The organism is Aromatoleum aromaticum EbN1 (genome assembly GCF_000025965.1).
Lineage (GTDB): Bacteria > Pseudomonadota > Gammaproteobacteria > Burkholderiales > Rhodocyclaceae > Aromatoleum > Aromatoleum aromaticum.
In genome coordinates this window covers 3,738,729-3,755,561 of record NC_006513.1, presented here as the reverse complement: position 1 = coordinate 3,755,561, position 16,833 = coordinate 3,738,729, and the positions used below count along the sequence as shown (strand labels likewise).

Here is a 16,833-nt window from a genome sequence, read left to right as displayed (position 1 = left end):
GGCGGAATTCACGATCCGGACCTCGGTGACGAACGGGACAGGCGAAGGCGTTTTTTTCGAACCTCCTGCGCCGGATAACCCGTAGATTGTCCCGCGATCTGCGCTTCGCATACAGCTACAGACGACAACTTGTTCGACCGGAACAGCCGCAAAGCCTCGCCGTGTGCTACCGGCAACGGCGCGACAGCGCCGCGGCTTCGGGCGCTTGACGGCGGGGTATAATCGCGCCCCAGCCCAGCCTCGCAAGCGTTCCGGGCGATGCGGTGACTGTTGATGACGAACTTTACGCCGGTCTGCAGGCGATCGCTGCCGGCACCTTTCCAAAGCACTGTGCGCTCAAGCGGCGCATGTATTCCTTCGACGGTCAAAACGCTCGAACGCGTCGCGCACCGACTGCAGCAGCTCACGGTCGTCCCACGGTTTGTGCAGGAAGCGAAAAATCGAGCCGCGGTCGATCGCGTCGGTAAGGGTGCCGATATCGGAATAGCCGGAGAGGACCAGGCGCACGGTGTCCGGATACAGGGTTTTCACCCTGTCGAGCAGCTGAATGCCATCCATACCGGGTATGCGGAAGTCCGACATCACGACTCCGACCGCGTGCTTTGCAAGCAGATCGAGCGCTTCGGCGGCGTTGCCAGCGAACAGCAGGATGTAGCCTTCGCTGCGCAGGACGCGGCGTAGCGCCGACTGTATCGACGGCTCGTCATCGACCAGCAGCAACGTGCGGTCGGGCCGGTCGATCTGCATCGGGAAAACCAGTTGCTGGCGGTCGCGGATCAGCGTGGCCAACGCCTCCGGGGCGACCGGGGGGGAAAAATGGTAACCCTGCATCTCGTCACACCCGCGACCGCGCAGGTAGAGCACTTGCCCTTCCGTTTCGACCCCTTCTGCGATCACGCGCAAGTTGAGGCTGTGGGCGAGGGAGATGATCGATACGGCGATCGCCGCATCGCTGGCATTGGTCGTGATGTCGGTGACGAAGGCGCGGTCGATTTTCAGATAATCGATGGGGAAGCGCTTGAGTGCGCTGAGCGACGAATAGCCGGTGCCGAAATCGTCGATCGCCAGCTTCACGCCGATCGCCTTCAGCTGCTGCATCATCACGATGGCCCGCGCAGGGTTGCCCATGATTGCGCTTTCGGTGATTTCGAGCATCAGCGACGCGGGCTCGAGGCGATAGCGGGACAGCAATGCAGCGACGTCGGCCACGAGATCGTCGCGGAAGAACTGCAGCGGCGAGACGTTTACCGCGACGCGGCGGTAGTCGATGCCGTCGTCAATCCATCGGCGAGCCTGGGCGCAGGCGGTTTCCAGCACCCAGCGGCCGATCGGCAGGATGAGCCCGCTTTCCTCGGCGATCGGAATGAATTCACCCGGCGACACCAGTCCCAGTTCAGGATGCCGCCAGCGGCACAGCGCCTCGCTGCCCACCACTTCGCCGGTCAGCAGATCGACTTTCGGCTGGTAGGCGAGAAACAGCTCGTCCTGCTCGATGGCGCGCCGCAGCGCGAGCTCGAGGCGCAGCCGCGGGGCGGTCCGCACGTTCAGGCCCGTCTCGTAGAAGCAGAAGGTATCGCGCCCCATTTCCTTGGCGCGGAACAGGGCCACGTTGGCATTGCGCAGCAGCGTATCGACGTCCAGGTCGGCCCCGCCCATCGCCGCAACGCCGATGCTGCCGGTGAGCCACAGTTCCTCGCCGCCTGCCGAAATCGGCGCCCGCAAGGCGTCGAGAAGCCGGGTGGCGAGCGACACCACGGCCTGCTGGCTCGGCAGCTCCTCGGTGATCAGGACGAATTCGTCGCTGGCGACCCGCGCAACGATGCTGCAACCGGTTGCAGCGCCCGCCAGGCGCTGACTGAGGACGACCAGCGTGGCATTGGCGATTTCGTTGCCAAAGCTGTCATGAACGACCTGGAAGCGGTCGATATCGACCCACAGCACGAAACGCAGGCTCGAGTTGCATGCGGCGAGCGCGAGGGACTGCTGCAGGCGATCGCCGAGCAGGTTGCGGTTCGGCAATCCGGTCAGCGAATCATGGTTGGCCTGGTAGGCCAGCTGTTCCTGGTAGCGGTGTCTTTCCGTAACATCGCGGAATTCGATGACCGCGTGGTCGATGCCGGCAACGTCGTCCCCGACCAGCGTCACGCTGGTATCGAGCCAGCACACGTCACCCGATGCACGGACGAGGCTCAGCGGCACTTCACCGGCTTGCCGGGCAGTGACCAGCCCGTCGAGCTGCTCCCAGCCGTTTTCGTCGAAACCCTGTCGTGCGAGCGTCGGCAGGTCCATGGCGATGAGTTGCTCTTCGTCCATCCCCAGCAGCCGAAGGAGCGCCGGGTTGGCGCTGACGATGCCGGCCGGCGGGGCATAGCGGTAGATGACCAGGCCGTTGTGGCTCGCCTCGATCGCGCGGTTGCGCAATTGCACCTCGGCTTCGGCCTTCTCCTGTGCGGTTCTCCTGCGCAGCGCGACGAGGCCGAACGCGAGTTCGCGCGCAGCATTTTCCAGCAGGCGCGTTTCCTCGGCGTCGAAAGCCCCCGCTTCGCCGGTCAGCACCGTGAGCACGCCGAACGCTTGGTCGGCCACCAGCGGAACGCTGATAAGGGAGACATACCCGCGCCGCAGCGCCTCATCGCGCCAGGCGGGGAAGCGACTGTCGTTCGCGATGTCCCTGACGATGCAGGTCTGGCGGTTGCCAAGGGCGATCGACGACGGACTCAGTGCGCTTTCGCTGTCGTTCAGAGTCTCCTTCACCACGTCGAGGAAGCCCGCTTCATGCCCGGCCCAAGCTACCGGTCGCACGAATTTTTCCGCATCCTGCATGGCCACACCAACCCAGGTCATGCGATAACCGCCCGCATCGACGGCCGCGCTGCAGATCAATTCCATCAGCTGTACTTCGTCGTCGGCCTGCGCCACCGCCCGAGTGACTTCATTGAGCACCCGCAACGCGCGGTTGCTGCGGCGCAGCTCCCGCTCTGCGGTCTCGATGCGCGCCACTGACTGTCCGATGCCGTCCGCCATCTGGTCCAGCGTCCGGGCGAGGTCTCCGAGTTCGCCGCTGCCGGAAGGCATGCGGGTGCGAGCCTGCAGATCTCCCTCGCCCAGACGTCTTGCGGTTTCGGTGAGATCCTGCAGCGGTCGCAACACGAGCCGCTGCGCGACGAACCAGCCGAGCAGCAGCAGCGGCACGGCGGCGCCGGCGAGGAGCAGGAGATTGCGCTGGGCGACGACGGCCCCTGCGTTCTCGATGATCGCCGAGGGAATGCCGACACGCACGTAGAGGTCGCCGAACCTGGTCAGCACGGGTGCAATCGCCATGATCCGCGGCACCCCGTCGAGCCATACCGATTTCATCAGCAGGTCGCCGGCGCCCGTGAGCGCAGCCTTGAACTGGCTCAGTTCGGGAATCGTGCTCCCGGCCAGACCCGTCGGATCGGGGAGGCGAGCGAGGATGACGCCCTGCTTGTCGACGATCGTCACCACCGAGCCATCGGGCAGGGTGGTTTCACGCAGCAGCGCGGCGAACGCGCTCGGGGTTACGCCGACCCCGACTACCGCTGTGATCTCGTCGTCGTCACCGAACACCGGATGCGCCGAGACGACGATCGGTTGGCCGTCGAAAAGGCTGTTCTGGTAATCGCCCATGGCGAAATCCTGCCGCTCCAGAACGCGGCGGAAATAGCTGCGATCGGAGATATCGACCGTATGGCTGAAGGACTGCGAGCGGCAGGTGATCTTGCCGTCGAGTCCGGCGACGAAGACTTCCGCATACAGCTCGTGGAGCCTGGCCAGTTTCGCGAGCCATACGTTGCATTTTTCGGTGGAATTATTGAGCTGCCGAATTTCCGGAGACCGGGCGAGCCCTTCGAGCAGCCGCTGGAGGTGGCTCACCATGTCCCGCTGGCGAGTGGCGATCTGCCGCGCCGTGAACAGCGCCATTTTCTCGGCAGCAGCACTCGCCTCCCTGCGTTGCTCGAGACCCGTATTGACGATGATCGCCAGGGCAGGGAGTGCCGTGATCAATATCAGCAGCAGCAGGCGGACGTGCATTCTGGAAAGCCATTTGCCGATCATGTTCTTTCCACGTCCTTTGCATTCCGGTTCAGGATAGCAGCTCCATTTTCAAGGGTACCGGTTCGGGCGACAGGACAGGAGCTGCAGCAAGCATGCCTTGCGCAGGGCGCAGGTTCGTCCTCGCCTGTCCCAGTCTGCGAGGACGCCAATATAACCGTATTGCCTTGATGGTAATCGTGAAGTCCTGCACGTCGCGCCCGACAATTCCCCGCTGCATGAATTTCGACTCGGCTACGATGGTCGGCGTCGGTCAGTCTCGAAGGCTCCGCGAAGAGCCGTCCCCCCGGTCGCTGGTACCCGCGGTTCGACATCCGCAAACACACCCGAAATTATGTATTTTGATTATTTTGGGAGAGAGACGTAGCATGTGCGCCCCACCATTGAAAACCTCACTCCATTCCTTCACCGACCCACAGTTGGTCAAAGCCGTTATCACCGACAGCGGATTTTTCAACGATGTCCTTTCAGAACCCCAGCTTCGGGCCGGACGCTGCCCGACCTTTTGTTCTCGACCCGCGACGGCGCGGATTCATTTTCCGCCTGGCTTCATTGCCCGCGCTGGCGACACTCTCCGCCCTCGGAGCGTGCGCGGCGCCTCAGCGTTCGCCGGTCATCGCGATCCACCACTGGATCGGCTACGAGACTCTCTATCTCGCGCGCGATTTCAACCTCCTTCCTCCCGCTGTCGCGCTCCGTGAAGGGCTCACCGCGGTTGACTCGCTGCAGGCCATCATGACCGGGCATGCCGACGCTGCCTGCCTGACCCTCGATGAAGTCCTGCATGCGCGGGCTGCGGGCATTGCGCTGACTGTCGTGCTGGTGTTCAACGTTTCTGCCGGCGCCGATGTCGTGCTCGCCCGCCCCGGAATCGAGAACCTCGCCGATCTGTCGGGGAAGCGGATCGGCGTTGAAAAAGGTGCAGTCGGCGCGCTGATGCTGGGCAAGATGCTGGAAGAGGCGGGGCTGGACGCTTCCGCCCTGACGGTGATTCACGTCCCCGTGAATCTTCAGCATGCTGTCTGGGAAGCGGGTGAAATCGATGCTGTCGTCACTTACGAGCCGACGGCCACGCGCCTGATCAGGGCAGGGGGGCGGCGCCTGTTCGACAGCCGGCAGATTCCGGAAACGATCTTCGACGTACTGGCCGTGCGCAGCGACCGGCTCGACCGGCACGAAAACGCGCTGCGTCGGATCGTGACGAGTCATTTCGAGGCGCTCGAGCACATCCGCAGCAACCGCCAGGACGCGCTTTATCGCATTGCTGCGCGTCACAACGTGAGCCCGGAGGAGGCGAACCGGGCACTCGCAGGAGTCGTCCTCCCTTCGCTTTCCGCCAATCGCGCCTTTCTTGCGTCGTCGGGCTCACGCCTGTCGCGCGCGGCCGGTGTGCTCTCCGCACTCATGACCGAACAGGGACTCCTCGCGCATGCGGATTCCGGCCGGAATCTTTTCTCGGACTGCTGTCTGCCAGGATCTGTTTAAGCGGATGAAATATCTCCTTGCCGCCCTCCTGCTGGTGATTTCGGTACTGCCTGCCGCAGCAGGCGAAACCCTGACACTGGGAGTATTGGCCTATCGGCCCAAGCCCCTCGTCGAAGCAAGCTACCAGCCGCTGGCCGAATATCTGAGCACCGAGCTGCGGGACACCCGGGTTGTCCTCGCCGTGCTCGACGAACACGAGATGAAAGCGGCGATGGCCAGCAATCGTCTCGACCTGGCTTTCACGACGCCGAGCCACTATCTCGCCCTGCGCGCGCAGAACGCCCTCGCCGGTGCATTGGCCACCCTGGTCAGCCGTAGGGAGGGCGAAGCGACGGATTCCCTCGGAGGCGTGATCATCACCGCCTCCGGGCGGAAAGACATCCAGGGGCTCGACGATCTTAAGGGCCGCAAGATCGCCATTCCCAGCCAGGAATACCTCGCAGGCTACCAGGCGCAGGCTTACGAGCTCCTGCAGCGCGACATCCGCCTGCCGGACGACGCCAAAATCCTCGAAGTCGGCAATCACGACGCGGTCGTCGACGCGGTACTGTCGGGCACGGCCGAAGTGGGTTTCATCCGCTCCGGCATTCTCGAATCGCTCGTTGCAGCAGGCAGAATCGGTCCTGCCGATTTCAAGGTCATCAACCGCCAGCATCTGCCCGGTTTTCCGTATCAAGTATCGACCCGCCTGTATCCGGAATGGCCGCTGCTCGCGCTGCCTCATGTAGACGCCCACGCAAGTCGGCGCATCGCCGGGGCGCTGCTCGCCCTGGAGCACGACCATCCCGCTGCACGTGCCGCCGGCATCGCTGGTTTCACGATCGCTGCCGATTACCTGCCGGTCGAGAAGCTCGCCAAGGCGCTGCATTTGCCTCCTTTCGACACCGCCCCGGAGATCACGGTCATCGACCTGTGGCAAAACTACCGGGGCTGGATCCTCGCGCTGTCGGCGCTCCTGCTGCTGCTGACGGCCATGACGATCCGCATGGCCCGTGGCGAGCGCAGGTTGCGCGAACAGAGCCAGCGTCTCGCTGAAGTGATCTGGGGCACCAATATCGGCACCTGGGAATGGGAGGTCCAGACGGGCCTCGCTACGTTCAACGAGCGCTGGGCAGAAATCAGCGGGTACACGCTCGGCGAAATCTCTCCGACCGACATCAACAGCGGCAGGAGTCTTTCGCATCCCGACGATCTCGAACGCTCGAAAGCTCTGCTGGAGCGCTGCTTCAGGCGTGAAAGCAAAACCTACGAGTGCGAAATCCGCACCCGCCACAAGAACGGCAGCTGGGTCTGGGTACTCGATCGAGGCCGCGTAGTGGAGTGGACGCACGACGGCCAGCCGCGCCGGATGTCGGGAACGCGCCAGGACATCACCGCGCAGAAAAAGGCCGCAGCGCTCGTCGCCGACGACAAGGAGCGGCTGCACACGATCTTCGAGATCATGCCCGTCGGCATCCTGCTGACCGATCGCGAGGGGCGGATCGTCGAGTGCAACTCCGCCTCCGAACGAATGCTCGGAATCGGCAAGTCGCAATTGCTCACGCAGTCTGTCGGCGACGCCGAATGGGACGTTTTCGGCGCGGACGGCAACCCGATGGCGCCGGCCGAGTATGCCGGTGCGCGCGCGCTCGCCGAGCAGCGCCCGATTCATTACAGCAGCATGGAAGTGCGCACGCCCGGCAGCAGCACCTGGCTGCGCGTCAGCGCAACGCCGCTGGAACACCCGCTTTACGGAGTGGTCGTCGCGCACATCGACGTCACCGACAAGCGCAATACCGAAGCCCGCCTGCGCCTCGCCGCAAGCGTGTTCACGCATGCCCGGGAGGGGATCGTCATCACCGACGCCCAGGCCAGGATCATCGAAGTCAACGACGCCTTCACCGCCGTCACGGGCTATCGACGCGACGAGGTGTCAGGCCAGTCGCTGCAGGTCCTCCAGTCCGGACTCCATCCGGACGAGTATTACAAAGCGATATGGCGTGCGCTCCTCGACAGCGGCCACTGGCACGGCGAGATGTGGAACCGGCGCAAGAATGGCGAGGTGTATGCGGAAATGCTGGACATCAGCGCAGTCCGCGATTCCCGCGGGCGAACCCAGAACTACGTCGCGCTATTTACCGACATCACGCCGCTGAAAGACCACCAGAAGCAGCTGGAGCGCATCGCCTACCATGACCCGCTGACGAACCTTCCCAACCGCGCGCTGTACGCCGATCGCCTGCAACAGGCGATGTCCCAGTGCAGCCGGCGCGGCCAGCACGTGGCAATAGCGTATATCGACCTCGATGGCTTCAAGGCGGTGAACGACAACCACGGCCATCACGTCGGCGATCAGCTGCTGGTCAGCATCGCGCTGCGCCTGCGGGAAGTGCTGCGCGAAGGCGACACGCTGGCGCGCCTCGGCGGGGACGAATTCGCCGCAGTGCTCGTCGACCTCAACAATCCTGCGGACTGCGAGCCGGTGCTCGAGCGTCTGATCCACGCAGCGGCTGCGCCGGTTCCAGTCGGCACGCTCATGCTGGGCGTTTCCGCCAGCGTCGGGGTGACGCTTTTCCCGCACGACAAGGTCGATGCGGACGAGCTTGTACGCCACGCCGACACGGCGATGTACCGGGCGAAGAGGGCGGGCAAGAACACTTACCGGTTCTTCGACCGGCCGTCCCCTCCGGACTCCTCTCGAGCGGCGCGCAGCAACACGACAAGTTCCTCCACTGCACTTCGCGACTGAACATCCAGCGCTGGGGTCCGGCGCTCGATCTCGTTCGCCATGTCGGGCATCAGCCAGTGCGCCACGGCGTCGCTGCTGGGCGGATGAACGGGAATCAAGCGAAGCCGCGCCACCTAGATGTCACCTGCGCGCCATCGGCAATGCGCTTTGCAACGTTCGCAGCGAAGACGTCCTCGTGAAGTGCCTCGCAGCTACTCCGTCTTGTCGCCTTCGTCGAAAAGCTTGGCCGCCTTGCTTGTGGTGACGGACCCCGCGCGGAAATAGCGCATCACCGACGGGATGCTGCGGTGTCCGGTCAGCGCCATGGTTTCTCCCAGGGGAATCAGCTGTTTCGCAGCCTCTGTCACGAACCCGGAGCGCAGGGAGTGAGCGCTGAAATCCCCGTCGAGGCCGGCAAGCAGGCACCGCTCGCGGACGATCGTGCGCACTGCCGAAGCGGACAGAGCCCCGCGCAAGCTCCCACTCTTGTCGATCTGGCGGAACAACGGCCCGGAGGCCAGGCCCGTCGCCGCAAGCCAGTCCGCCAAGGCGCTGCCGGCGGCGCCGACGACAGGCTTGAGGTCGTCTGCCTTGACGGTTCCCGACTGGTTCGTTTTCGATGCGCCGAGTTCAAAGATGAATTCATCAGGGCCGACCCTTTTCAAGTCTTCCACCCGAAGGCTCACGATTTCGGAGCGGCGGCGCCCGCCGGAAGCCCATCCCAGCAGCAGGATCGCCCGATCCCGCAAGCCCTTGAGCGAGTCGTCGCACGTCCCGACCAGCTGCTCGAGCAACTCCCGGGTCAGGGCAGCCTTGCCTTTGGGACGTTCACCCCGTTTTGCGTAGGAACGCCGGGTGCGGGCGATGAGATCGCGCACCGCAGGGCTTCGGCACGGATTCTCGAGTTCGGGACTGCGCTTGTGCAGCGATGACAGGACCGACACGCGGTGATTGAGCGTGGATAGCGCCATCGGGCCGAGTTTTGCCTTGTATCCCTTTTCCACCAGGACCTCGTCGAGCGAATCGGGCAGATCGCAGCGCAGCCCGCCGGGCGTCGATCGCTGCGCATGATCCACGATGAACTGGATCACCGCAGGTACCGGCACCGGAAACTTGAGCGGCTTTCGATAGCGCAACGCAAACCACGCCGCCCAATAGCGCAGTGCGGTCCGGTAGCTGACGTCGGTGTTGGCCGATGTTCCTTCGGCGAGGATTTCATCGACCGCCTGTTGCGTCAGCGGGTCCAAAGCATCCGGATCCATTACTGCAACGTTGCTTGCCAAGGCCGGCAGCATATCGTCAAGGTTCATGTCGTATTTGTATGCTGTATTGTGTAGTGTATTTTACACTAACCTAGTTATTACATCCGATAACTTTCGATTATCGAATGTAATAACTAATGGAAGAAAGAGGGGAGGTCAAGCGAAATGCTCGAGATCGGGAAGCGCGGCGGTGTCGGCGAACGGGACGTTTGGGAGGCAGCGGATACGCTGTTGCTGAAGGGATTCCGGCCGACTGTCGAACGCATCCGTGCCCAGATCGGACGAGGTTCCCCGAACACCGTCGGGCCGCATCTGGATTCCTGGTTCAAGGCGCTCGGCAGCCGAATCCAGGATCCTTCGGCGTTTTGTGCCTCGTCGGAGGCGCCCGACGCGGTCAGCCAGGCCGCCCGGACGTTCTGGGAGGCAGCGTTGACCGCGGCACGCGAGGCATGCACGGATGAGCTGACTCAGGATCGCGAAGCCCTTGCGCAGGAAGCCGCCGGCATCGAGAAGGAACGCGCCGATTTGGCTGGCCAACGGATTCGCCTGGCCGATGCAGCCCAAACACAGCAGACGCTTATCGACACGCTGAAGACGCAAGTGGAGGATGCCAGAGCAAGCCTCAGCGCTGCCGCTACCGAACGCGTGGCGCTGATGGCAAGCCATGAACGCCAGATTGCGCAACTCCATGCCGAGCGGGCAACGCTTGAAGACAGGCTCGGGGCAGCCGACGAAAAGCTGGTCGCCATGCAAAACGAGCTCAGCGCCGTCAAGTCGGGTTGCGACCGCGACATCAAGGAGGCGCTCCTTCGCTTCGATCAGGCGCGTAGCGAAGCCCGAGTTGCACAGAACGCGCTGGCGGAACTTCGCCAGCATGCGTCTGCGCAGGACGCCGCCCTCGCTTCCCTGACGAAGCAGCTCGCAGCGGCCGAGGCCGGCCGGAAAACCGCCATTCAGGCAAATGTCTCGCTGGAGAACGCTGTTGCAGCCGAAAAGGCTGAGGCTCTGGAAGTCAAAAGCAAGGTGCAAATCCTCGAGACCGAACTCAGGCAAGCCGAGGAGGTTCAGGCGACCCTGCAGGCTGCGCTCGATGCCGAGCGCTCACGCGCTAGTGAGCTCGCCCTCCTCCTTGCCAACAGCCAAGGTGAAATCGTTCAGGCTCTGCGTTCCTTGGAGCAATCGAAAAAAGGCTCCCCGGCAGGACTTGACCCTCGTGGCCGCACCACCAAAAGAAAGCGGGGAATCCCGATGCGGTAAGCGCAGAGTCTCCCGGCCCGGCGCCCCGCCGAGGCCCGCGCGCTGCACCCGGAACCGGAACCGCCGGAGCAGTTGGTATGTTCCTGGTTTTTTTGGCTAAACTCCGCGTTCTTCCGCAACCAGTCGGGAACTCCCGCTCGATGTCCGCCCCGATCCTTTTTCCATTGAGCGCTCCCGAGTCATCGTTCACCATCGCCGGTCGCCTGTTTCATCACGCCTGGCCGGTGCTCGTCGCCCAGCTGTTGTCGATGAGCATGCTGATTGCCGACACCGTCATCACCGGACGCTACGGCACGCTCGACCTGGCCGCAGTTGCGGTCGGCAGCGGCGTCTACATTTCGATCGTGATGCTGCTCGTCGGCGTGCTGCAGGCGGTCGCTCCGACTGTCGCCCATCATTTCGGCGCGCGCCGGGTCGACGCCATCGGCCCGGCGCTGCAGCAGGGATTCTGGCTGGCGCTGATGCTCGCGCTACCCGGCATCGCGCTGCTCGCGTTCCCCGGTTTCCTGCTCGAACTCAGCAGCGTGCCTGCCGACGTGGCCGGGAAGACCCGAGATTATCTGCTCGCGACCGCGTTCGGCCTGCCCGCGGTCCTGCTGTACCGCACTTTCTACGCCTTCAACAACGCGCTGGGCCGCCCCCGCGCCCTGATGATGATCAGCTTCATCGTCACCTCGACCCATATTCCGCTCGCCTGGGCACTGGTGCACGGCGCCTTCGGCCTGCCCCCCCTGGGCGCGATCGGCTGCGGCATCTCGACTGCAATCGTGAACTGGATCGCGTTCGCGTGCGGCGCGGGCTACCTCGCCCACAACCGCGATTACCGTCCCTACCGGCTGTTTGCCAACTGGCAGCCGCCCCGCCGGCGCGACCTCCTTGCCCTGCTGAAACTGGGCATCCCGATGGGGCTGTCGACGTTCATCGAAGTGTCGTCGTTCACGCTGATCGCGCTGTTCGCCGCCCGGCTCGGTGCCGAGGCGGTGGCGGGACACCGCGTCGTCGCAAACCTCGCCGCGCTGATCTACATGCTTCCGCTGGCGATATCGATCGCGATCCTGGTGCTCGTCGGGCAGGCTGCAGGCGCGCGTGAGCCCGCGCGCGCGCGAGCGACGGTCCGCGTGGGGATGGGCCTGACGGTCGGCCTCGTCGCACTGATCGGTGTGCTGCTATGGGTCGGACGCGAGCCGGTCGTCGCGCTGTTTTCCGCAGACCCGGCGGTGCGCGCAGTGGCGCTCGGGCTGGTGTTCTATATCTGCATCTACCAGATCTTCGACGCCGTGCAGACGGTCGCGGCCCACGCGCTGCGGGGCTACAAGGTGACGTTCATGCCGATGCTGCTGCACGCGTTGTGTTTCTGGGGGATCGCGCTGGCCGGAGGCTACTGGCTCGCGTTCCACGCGCCCGGGCGCGAGCAGTCGCCGACCGTGGCCGGCTTCTGGGAAGCGAGCGTCGTCGCGACGATCCTCGCGTCGGTGCTGTTCGGCTGGCTGCTGCGCGTCGTGATGCGACGCCCGCAAAACGTGCAGACCTGAACGGTCAGCCGCCCAGCCAGCCTTTGCGCAGCGCGAGCACCACCGCCACGGGTCTGGCAGCGAGCGTGAGCTTTATCGTGTCCGCCGGCGGCGCAGTCAGTTCGACATCGAAGCTCATCAGCTCGTCGCGGCGAAACGCGTGGATCTCGACACGGTCGCCCGCCTTGCGTCGCGCCAGCTGCGCTTCGAGTGAGCTTCCCGTCACTTTCAAACCATCCATCGCGACGAGCACGTCGCCGGCCGACAGTCCTGCCGCCTGCGCCGGCCCGTCGTCGTAGACGCTGGCGAGCTTCGCCTCGCCCGAATTCGGGGCGAGCTTCGCGCCAAGCGTCGGGCCTTTCGATGCCGCTTCGACCTGGCACGCGACACCGAAAGGCTTCAGCAGGCGGGCGAGCGGCAGGTCGTCAGTGCCGTGGACGACTTTCGCGAGCCAGCGTGCGAGTCGCCGCCCTGCACCTTTCCCGCCGCGTTCGCCGACTTCCTCGACGAGCGCGAACAGCCCGTCCTCCTCGACCCCGACGCCTGTCCGTCCGTGTCGCTGCCACAGCAGGCGCATCACGTCGTCGAGGCTCGCGCTGCCGGCGCTCGCGGCTCGCAGCTGCAGGTCCAGCGCCAGCGCGATCAAAGCGCCTTTGGCGTAATAGCTGACGATCGCGTTCGGGGCGTTCTCGTCCTGCCGGTAGTACTTGATCCACGCATCGAACGACGACTCGGCGACGCTCTGCTTGAGCCGGCCACTGCCGCGCAGCACGTTCGAGACTGTCTTGCCCAGCAGGCCGAGATAGTCCTCGATCGGGATCACGCCCGAACGGACGAGCGCGAGGTCGTCGTAATACGACGTGAAGCCTTCGAAAGCCCACAGCAGGCGCGTGTAGTTCTCGCTCTGCAGGTCATACGGCGTGAAGGCGGCAGGCCTGATCCGCTTCACGTTCCAGGTGTGGAAATACTCGTGGCTGCATAGCCCGAGAAAAGCCTTGTAGCCGTCGGGCAGACCGCTCATGCCGACGTATGGCAGGTCGTTGCGGCTCGCCAGCAACGCGGTCGAGGCGCGGTGTTCGAGACCGCCGTAGCCGTCGCCGACGAGCATCGTCAGGAACAGGTAGCGATCGACCGGCGCCGGCAGGCCGAAGAGCTCGATCTGCCAGGCGCAGATGCGCGCGAGGTCCGCGCACAGACGTCGGGTGTCGCAGTCGTGGCGGCCGGTGAGCGCGATCTCGTGCGGCACCCCTGCCGCCTCGAACACCTCGTGGGTGAAGGTTCCCATCTCGACCGGATGATCGACGAGTTCGTCGTAGCTGTCGGCACGGTAGCATCCGAACCCCATCGGCATCGCGACACCGATCTCGCCGACCGCCCGCGGCAGCGTCGTCGCCACTTTCCAGCCTCGGAAAGTTGTGGCGGGCGGCGGAAGGATCTCGACGAGGCAGCGCCGGTCAGCATGCCCTTCGACGGCGAGGAACACGCTCGTGCCATTGAAGAATCCGTGGGTCGGGTCGAGGTGCGCGGCCCGCACCGACAGATCCCACGCATAGACGTCGTACACCAGCGTCAGCGCACGACCGGGCGCAACGTGCGCTGCGCGCCAGGTGTGTTTGTCGAGCTTGTCGACCGCAACCGCCCTGCCCTCGCATTCGGCCCGCAACGTGACAATGTTGCGGGCAAATTCCCGGATCATGTAGCTGCCCGGAATCCACGCCGGCAGGCGGAACACCTGCCCGCCGGGGGCCGGATCGCTGACCGTGCACGTGACTTCGAACAGATGCGAGGCAGGCCGGATCGGCGCGATGGTGTAACGGATGGGCGGCAGACCGGTCATGTGCAATTCCGCGAAAAAGGTGGCCCGGGATTCTAGCGCGGGAATGCGCCCGGACCGCCTGCCTCGCTCTCCCGAGTGAATTGTGGCGCGAATGCCTCATTTTTGTGCAGACGCAACATTTCCTTTGTGTTCAACGGCCTGCCCGGCATCCCCACAAGTTGTCCACATACCTGCCCACGGCGCATGGGGATAAGGGACGGCCGGGAAAGCGGCCCGCAGCCCCCTCGCTCAGTCCGACACGATCCGGGCGAGAAACTGGTCGAGACGGTTCGCGAACACCTGCCGGTCAGCCTGCGTCAGCGCTGCCGGGCCGCCGGTCTGTACGCCCGACGAACGCAAGGTATCCATGAAATCGCGCAGGTTCAGCAGCTCGCGGATGTTCTCCGTCGAATAGAACTCGCCCCGCGGGTTCAGCGCATGGCCGCCGCACGCGATGACTTCGGCCGCCAGCGGAATGTCCGCAGTGACCACGAGGTCGCCCGTGGCGAGCCGCCTGACGATTTCATTGTCCGCGACGTCGAAGCCGGGTGGCACCTGCAGGGTCTTGATCCACAGCGAGCGTGGCGGAAACAGCGGCTGGTTGGCGACCAGCGTCAACAGCACGCCGGTCCGTTCCGCCGCACGGTAGAGGATTTCCTTGATCACTTTCGGACAAGCATCGGCGTCGACCCAGATCTGCATGTGCGTACTCCCGTCAGGACTGCCAGGGCGTCACGATACATTGCATTGGGCAGCGAGCGTGCGCAGACCCGCTGCGTCAGAGCTTGACCCCGCCATCTCCCTGTTTCCGGGAGGAATCAGAATCCGGAGCTGATCCACGTGTCGGGGAAGGACTCGCCGGCGATTTTACAGTCCGGGTAGCGGTCCGGTTCCTTTTTGATCTGCACACACTGGTCACAGTAGGTAATGAGGCCCTGCTCCCTGAAGCCGAGGGCACCGCACCCGGCCACCTCGACCTGATACATCGAGCCGTCCTTCATCCACGTTCCCGGCACCGACATCGACGTCCGGTCCGCGCGGATGATGCGCAGTTCAGCTTTCCCGTTCCCCAGGTTCATCACATAGGCTCCCGGCTCGCTCGGCCCGGTCGATTCCGTGGGACCGGAACATGCGGCCAGGATGACCGCGGAGAAAGATGCGAGCAACGCAGGGAGAGTCGATTTCACGGATGTCTTCCTTCAAGCCGATGTGTACAGCCCACCGGGAAGTCGGCGGGAGGAAATGCTGCACAGTGCAGGAATGGCACGAACGGTTCATTGAGCTTGCGCAATTCTGGATTGTTTCAGGAAACGGAAAAACGAACCAGGAGCATGGCTTTGCAAAGCCGTTTCCCGTCTCGTCGAAGGTGTGCCGCTTCTATCCGATCCGGTCAACAACAAGGAATGGCGCCCCGGAAAGGAACATGTCTGTTCAGGCGCCACCCGCGAGTTAGTGTGCTACGTTGGCGTCGCCCGCGGCACTTCATTGGAATTTTCTTCATGCTTCGTTCTCTCGCAAAACGCGATGTGCTGATCGTCACCCTGTCTGCGGCCGGCATCCTGATGGTGACGATGGGCGCCCGGCAGTCGATGGGCCTGTTCGTGTCGCCGCTCAACACTTCGACGGGGCTCGGTGTCGCGACGATCAGTCTCGCGCTCGCGATCGGCCAATTCATGTGGGGTGCGATCCAGCCGCTCGCGGGCGCGGCCGCCGACCGTTACGGCCCCGCGAAAGTGTTGGTCGCCGGGCTGCTGGTGCTGGCGCTGGGCAGCGCAGTCACTCCGTTCATGACTTCCGGGGTCGGCCTGATCGTCTCGCTCGGCCTGCTGTCGGCGATCGGCTCGGGTGCGGGCAGCTTCTCGGTGCTGATCGGCGCAGCCGCCCAGCGGCTGCCGCTCGAAGCGCGCGGCTCGGCTTCCGGAGTCATCAACGCCGGCGGTTCGTTCGGCCAGTTCGTGTTCGCGCCGGTGCTGCAGAAATTGATCCAGGGCGTCGGCTGGACGGGGGCGATGTGGGCGCTCGCGCTGATGACGCTCGCCGCCCTGCCGCTCGTCGGCAGGCTGACGACGTCCGGCAAGGCGCCGGTCCGGCACGTCCACGACGACACCGGATTGTGGAACAGCGTCTGCAGTGCGATGGGCGACCGCAGCTACCTGCTGCTGCACGCCGGGTTTTTCACCTGCGGCTTCCACATCGCCTTTCTCGTCACCCACCTGCCGGGCGAAGTCGACCTGTGCGGCCTGCCGCCGTCGGTGGCGAGCTGGTCGCTGGCGATCATCGGCCTGGCCAACATCGTCGGCAGCCTCTATGCGGGCGCATGGGTATCGCGCTATCGCAGCAAATACGTGCTCGCCGCGATGTACGGGTCGCGCGCGCTCCTGGTCGGTGCCTACCTGCTGATGCCGAAAACCGACCTGACGTTCTACCTGTTCGCCGCCGGGCTGGGTTTCACCTGGCTCGCGACCGTGCCGCCGACCGCCGCGCTCGTCGGCAAGCTGTTCGGCATTCGCTATCTGGGGACGCTGTTCGGCCTGACGCTGCTGTCGCACCAGATCGGCGGCTTCCTCGGCGCGTATCTTGGCGGGCTGGCGATCACGCAGCGCGGCGATTTCACGTGGATGTGGTACGCGGACATGGCGCTCGCGACCGCGGCGGCGCTGGTCAACCTGCCGATCCGCGAAGCGCGGTTGCGCACGGCTGCCGTAACGGCCTGAATCCGGC

The 16,833-nt window shown here is 64.5% G+C and carries 10 protein-coding genes; 5 read left to right on the top strand and 5 right to left on the bottom strand.

Annotated elements, in window-relative coordinates:
- Positions 1 to 336 precede the first annotated feature (336 nt).
- The gene (locus EBN1_RS17940) at positions 337 to 4,077 is read right to left on the bottom strand and encodes an EAL domain-containing protein (protein WP_011239398.1); all 3,741 of its coding nucleotides are present in this window, start codon (positions 4,075 to 4,077) and stop codon (positions 337 to 339) included.
- 456 nt (positions 4,078 to 4,533) lie between these two features.
- Between EBN1_RS17940 and EBN1_RS17935 the strand changes: the two genes are divergently transcribed.
- Together EBN1_RS17935 and EBN1_RS17930 are read left to right on the top strand one after the other, a co-directional pair.
- The gene (locus EBN1_RS17935; protein WP_011239397.1) at positions 4,534 to 5,559 is read left to right on the top strand and encodes an ABC transporter substrate-binding protein; all 1,026 of its coding nucleotides are present in this window, start codon (positions 4,534 to 4,536) and stop codon (positions 5,557 to 5,559) included.
- Between the two features lie 4 nt (positions 5,560 to 5,563).
- On the top strand, positions 5,564 to 8,287 hold the full coding sequence (locus EBN1_RS17930) for a PhnD/SsuA/transferrin family substrate-binding protein (RefSeq protein WP_068881133.1): 2,724 nt from the start codon (positions 5,564 to 5,566) through the stop codon (positions 8,285 to 8,287).
- Between the two features lie 191 nt (positions 8,288 to 8,478).
- On the opposite strand, the gene EBN1_RS17925 is transcribed toward EBN1_RS17930, so the two are convergent.
- Positions 8,479 to 9,561: a site-specific integrase gene (locus EBN1_RS17925; RefSeq protein WP_197531827.1), complete on the bottom strand. Its 1,083-nt coding sequence runs from the start codon at positions 9,559 to 9,561 to the stop codon at positions 8,479 to 8,481.
- Positions 9,562 to 9,693: 132 nt separating this feature from the next.
- On the opposite strand from EBN1_RS17925, the gene EBN1_RS17920 reads away from it, so the two are divergent.
- Positions 9,694 to 10,785: a DNA-binding protein gene (locus EBN1_RS17920; protein WP_011239394.1), complete on the top strand. Its 1,092-nt coding sequence runs from the start codon at positions 9,694 to 9,696 to the stop codon at positions 10,783 to 10,785.
- A gap of 140 nt (positions 10,786 to 10,925) precedes the next feature.
- Positions 10,926 to 12,317 carry an MATE family efflux transporter gene (locus EBN1_RS17915; RefSeq protein ID WP_011239393.1) on the top strand — a complete coding sequence of 464 codons (1,392 nt, stop codon included), beginning with the start codon at positions 10,926 to 10,928 and terminating at the stop codon, positions 12,315 to 12,317.
- Between the two features lie 4 nt (positions 12,318 to 12,321).
- Here the strand turns inward: EBN1_RS17915 and EBN1_RS17910 are convergent, their stop codons facing one another.
- From EBN1_RS17910 to EBN1_RS17900, 3 genes are all read right to left on the bottom strand, one after another.
- Positions 12,322 to 14,133, bottom strand: a complete 1,812-nt coding sequence (locus EBN1_RS17910) for a M61 family metallopeptidase (protein WP_011239392.1) — start codon at positions 14,131 to 14,133, stop codon at positions 12,322 to 12,324.
- Positions 14,134 to 14,361: 228 nt separating this feature from the next.
- Positions 14,362 to 14,814, bottom strand: coding sequence for a YaiI/YqxD family protein (locus tag EBN1_RS17905; RefSeq protein ID WP_011239391.1), 453 nt, complete (start codon positions 14,812 to 14,814; stop codon positions 14,362 to 14,364).
- 116 nt (positions 14,815 to 14,930) lie between these two features.
- On the bottom strand, positions 14,931 to 15,299 hold the full coding sequence (locus EBN1_RS17900) for a hypothetical protein (RefSeq protein ID WP_157866651.1): 369 nt from the start codon (positions 15,297 to 15,299) through the stop codon (positions 14,931 to 14,933).
- Between the two features lie 312 nt (positions 15,300 to 15,611).
- Here EBN1_RS17900 and EBN1_RS17895 point away from each other — a divergent pair, with 312 nt between their 5' ends.
- Entirely contained in the window at positions 15,612 to 16,826 is a 1,215-nt protein-coding gene (locus tag EBN1_RS17895) for an MFS transporter (RefSeq protein WP_041646566.1), read from the top strand.
- Positions 16,827 to 16,833 lie beyond the last annotated feature (7 nt).

What these genes read in the sequence shown, in the direction of transcription:
- EBN1_RS17940 (WP_011239398.1), bottom strand. Translation starts at nt 4,077, where the DNA reads ATGATCGGCAAATGGCTTTCCAGAATGCACGTCCGCCTGCTGCTGCTG.
- EBN1_RS17935 (WP_011239397.1), top strand. Translation starts at nt 4,534, where the DNA reads ATGTCCTTTCAGAACCCCAGCTTCGGGCCGGACGCTGCCCGACCTTTT.
- EBN1_RS17930 (WP_068881133.1), top strand. Translation starts at nt 5,564, where the DNA reads ATGAAATATCTCCTTGCCGCCCTCCTGCTGGTGATTTCGGTACTGCCT.
- EBN1_RS17925 (WP_197531827.1), bottom strand. Translation starts at nt 9,561, where the DNA reads ATGCTGCCGGCCTTGGCAAGCAACGTTGCAGTAATGGATCCGGATGCT.
- EBN1_RS17920 (WP_011239394.1), top strand. Translation starts at nt 9,694, where the DNA reads ATGCTCGAGATCGGGAAGCGCGGCGGTGTCGGCGAACGGGACGTTTGG.
- EBN1_RS17915 (WP_011239393.1), top strand. Translation starts at nt 10,926, where the DNA reads ATGTCCGCCCCGATCCTTTTTCCATTGAGCGCTCCCGAGTCATCGTTC.
- EBN1_RS17910 (WP_011239392.1), bottom strand. Translation starts at nt 14,133, where the DNA reads ATGACCGGTCTGCCGCCCATCCGTTACACCATCGCGCCGATCCGGCCT.
- EBN1_RS17905 (WP_011239391.1), bottom strand. Translation starts at nt 14,814, where the DNA reads ATGCAGATCTGGGTCGACGCCGATGCTTGTCCGAAAGTGATCAAGGAA.
- EBN1_RS17895 (WP_041646566.1), top strand. Translation starts at nt 15,612, where the DNA reads ATGCTTCGTTCTCTCGCAAAACGCGATGTGCTGATCGTCACCCTGTCT.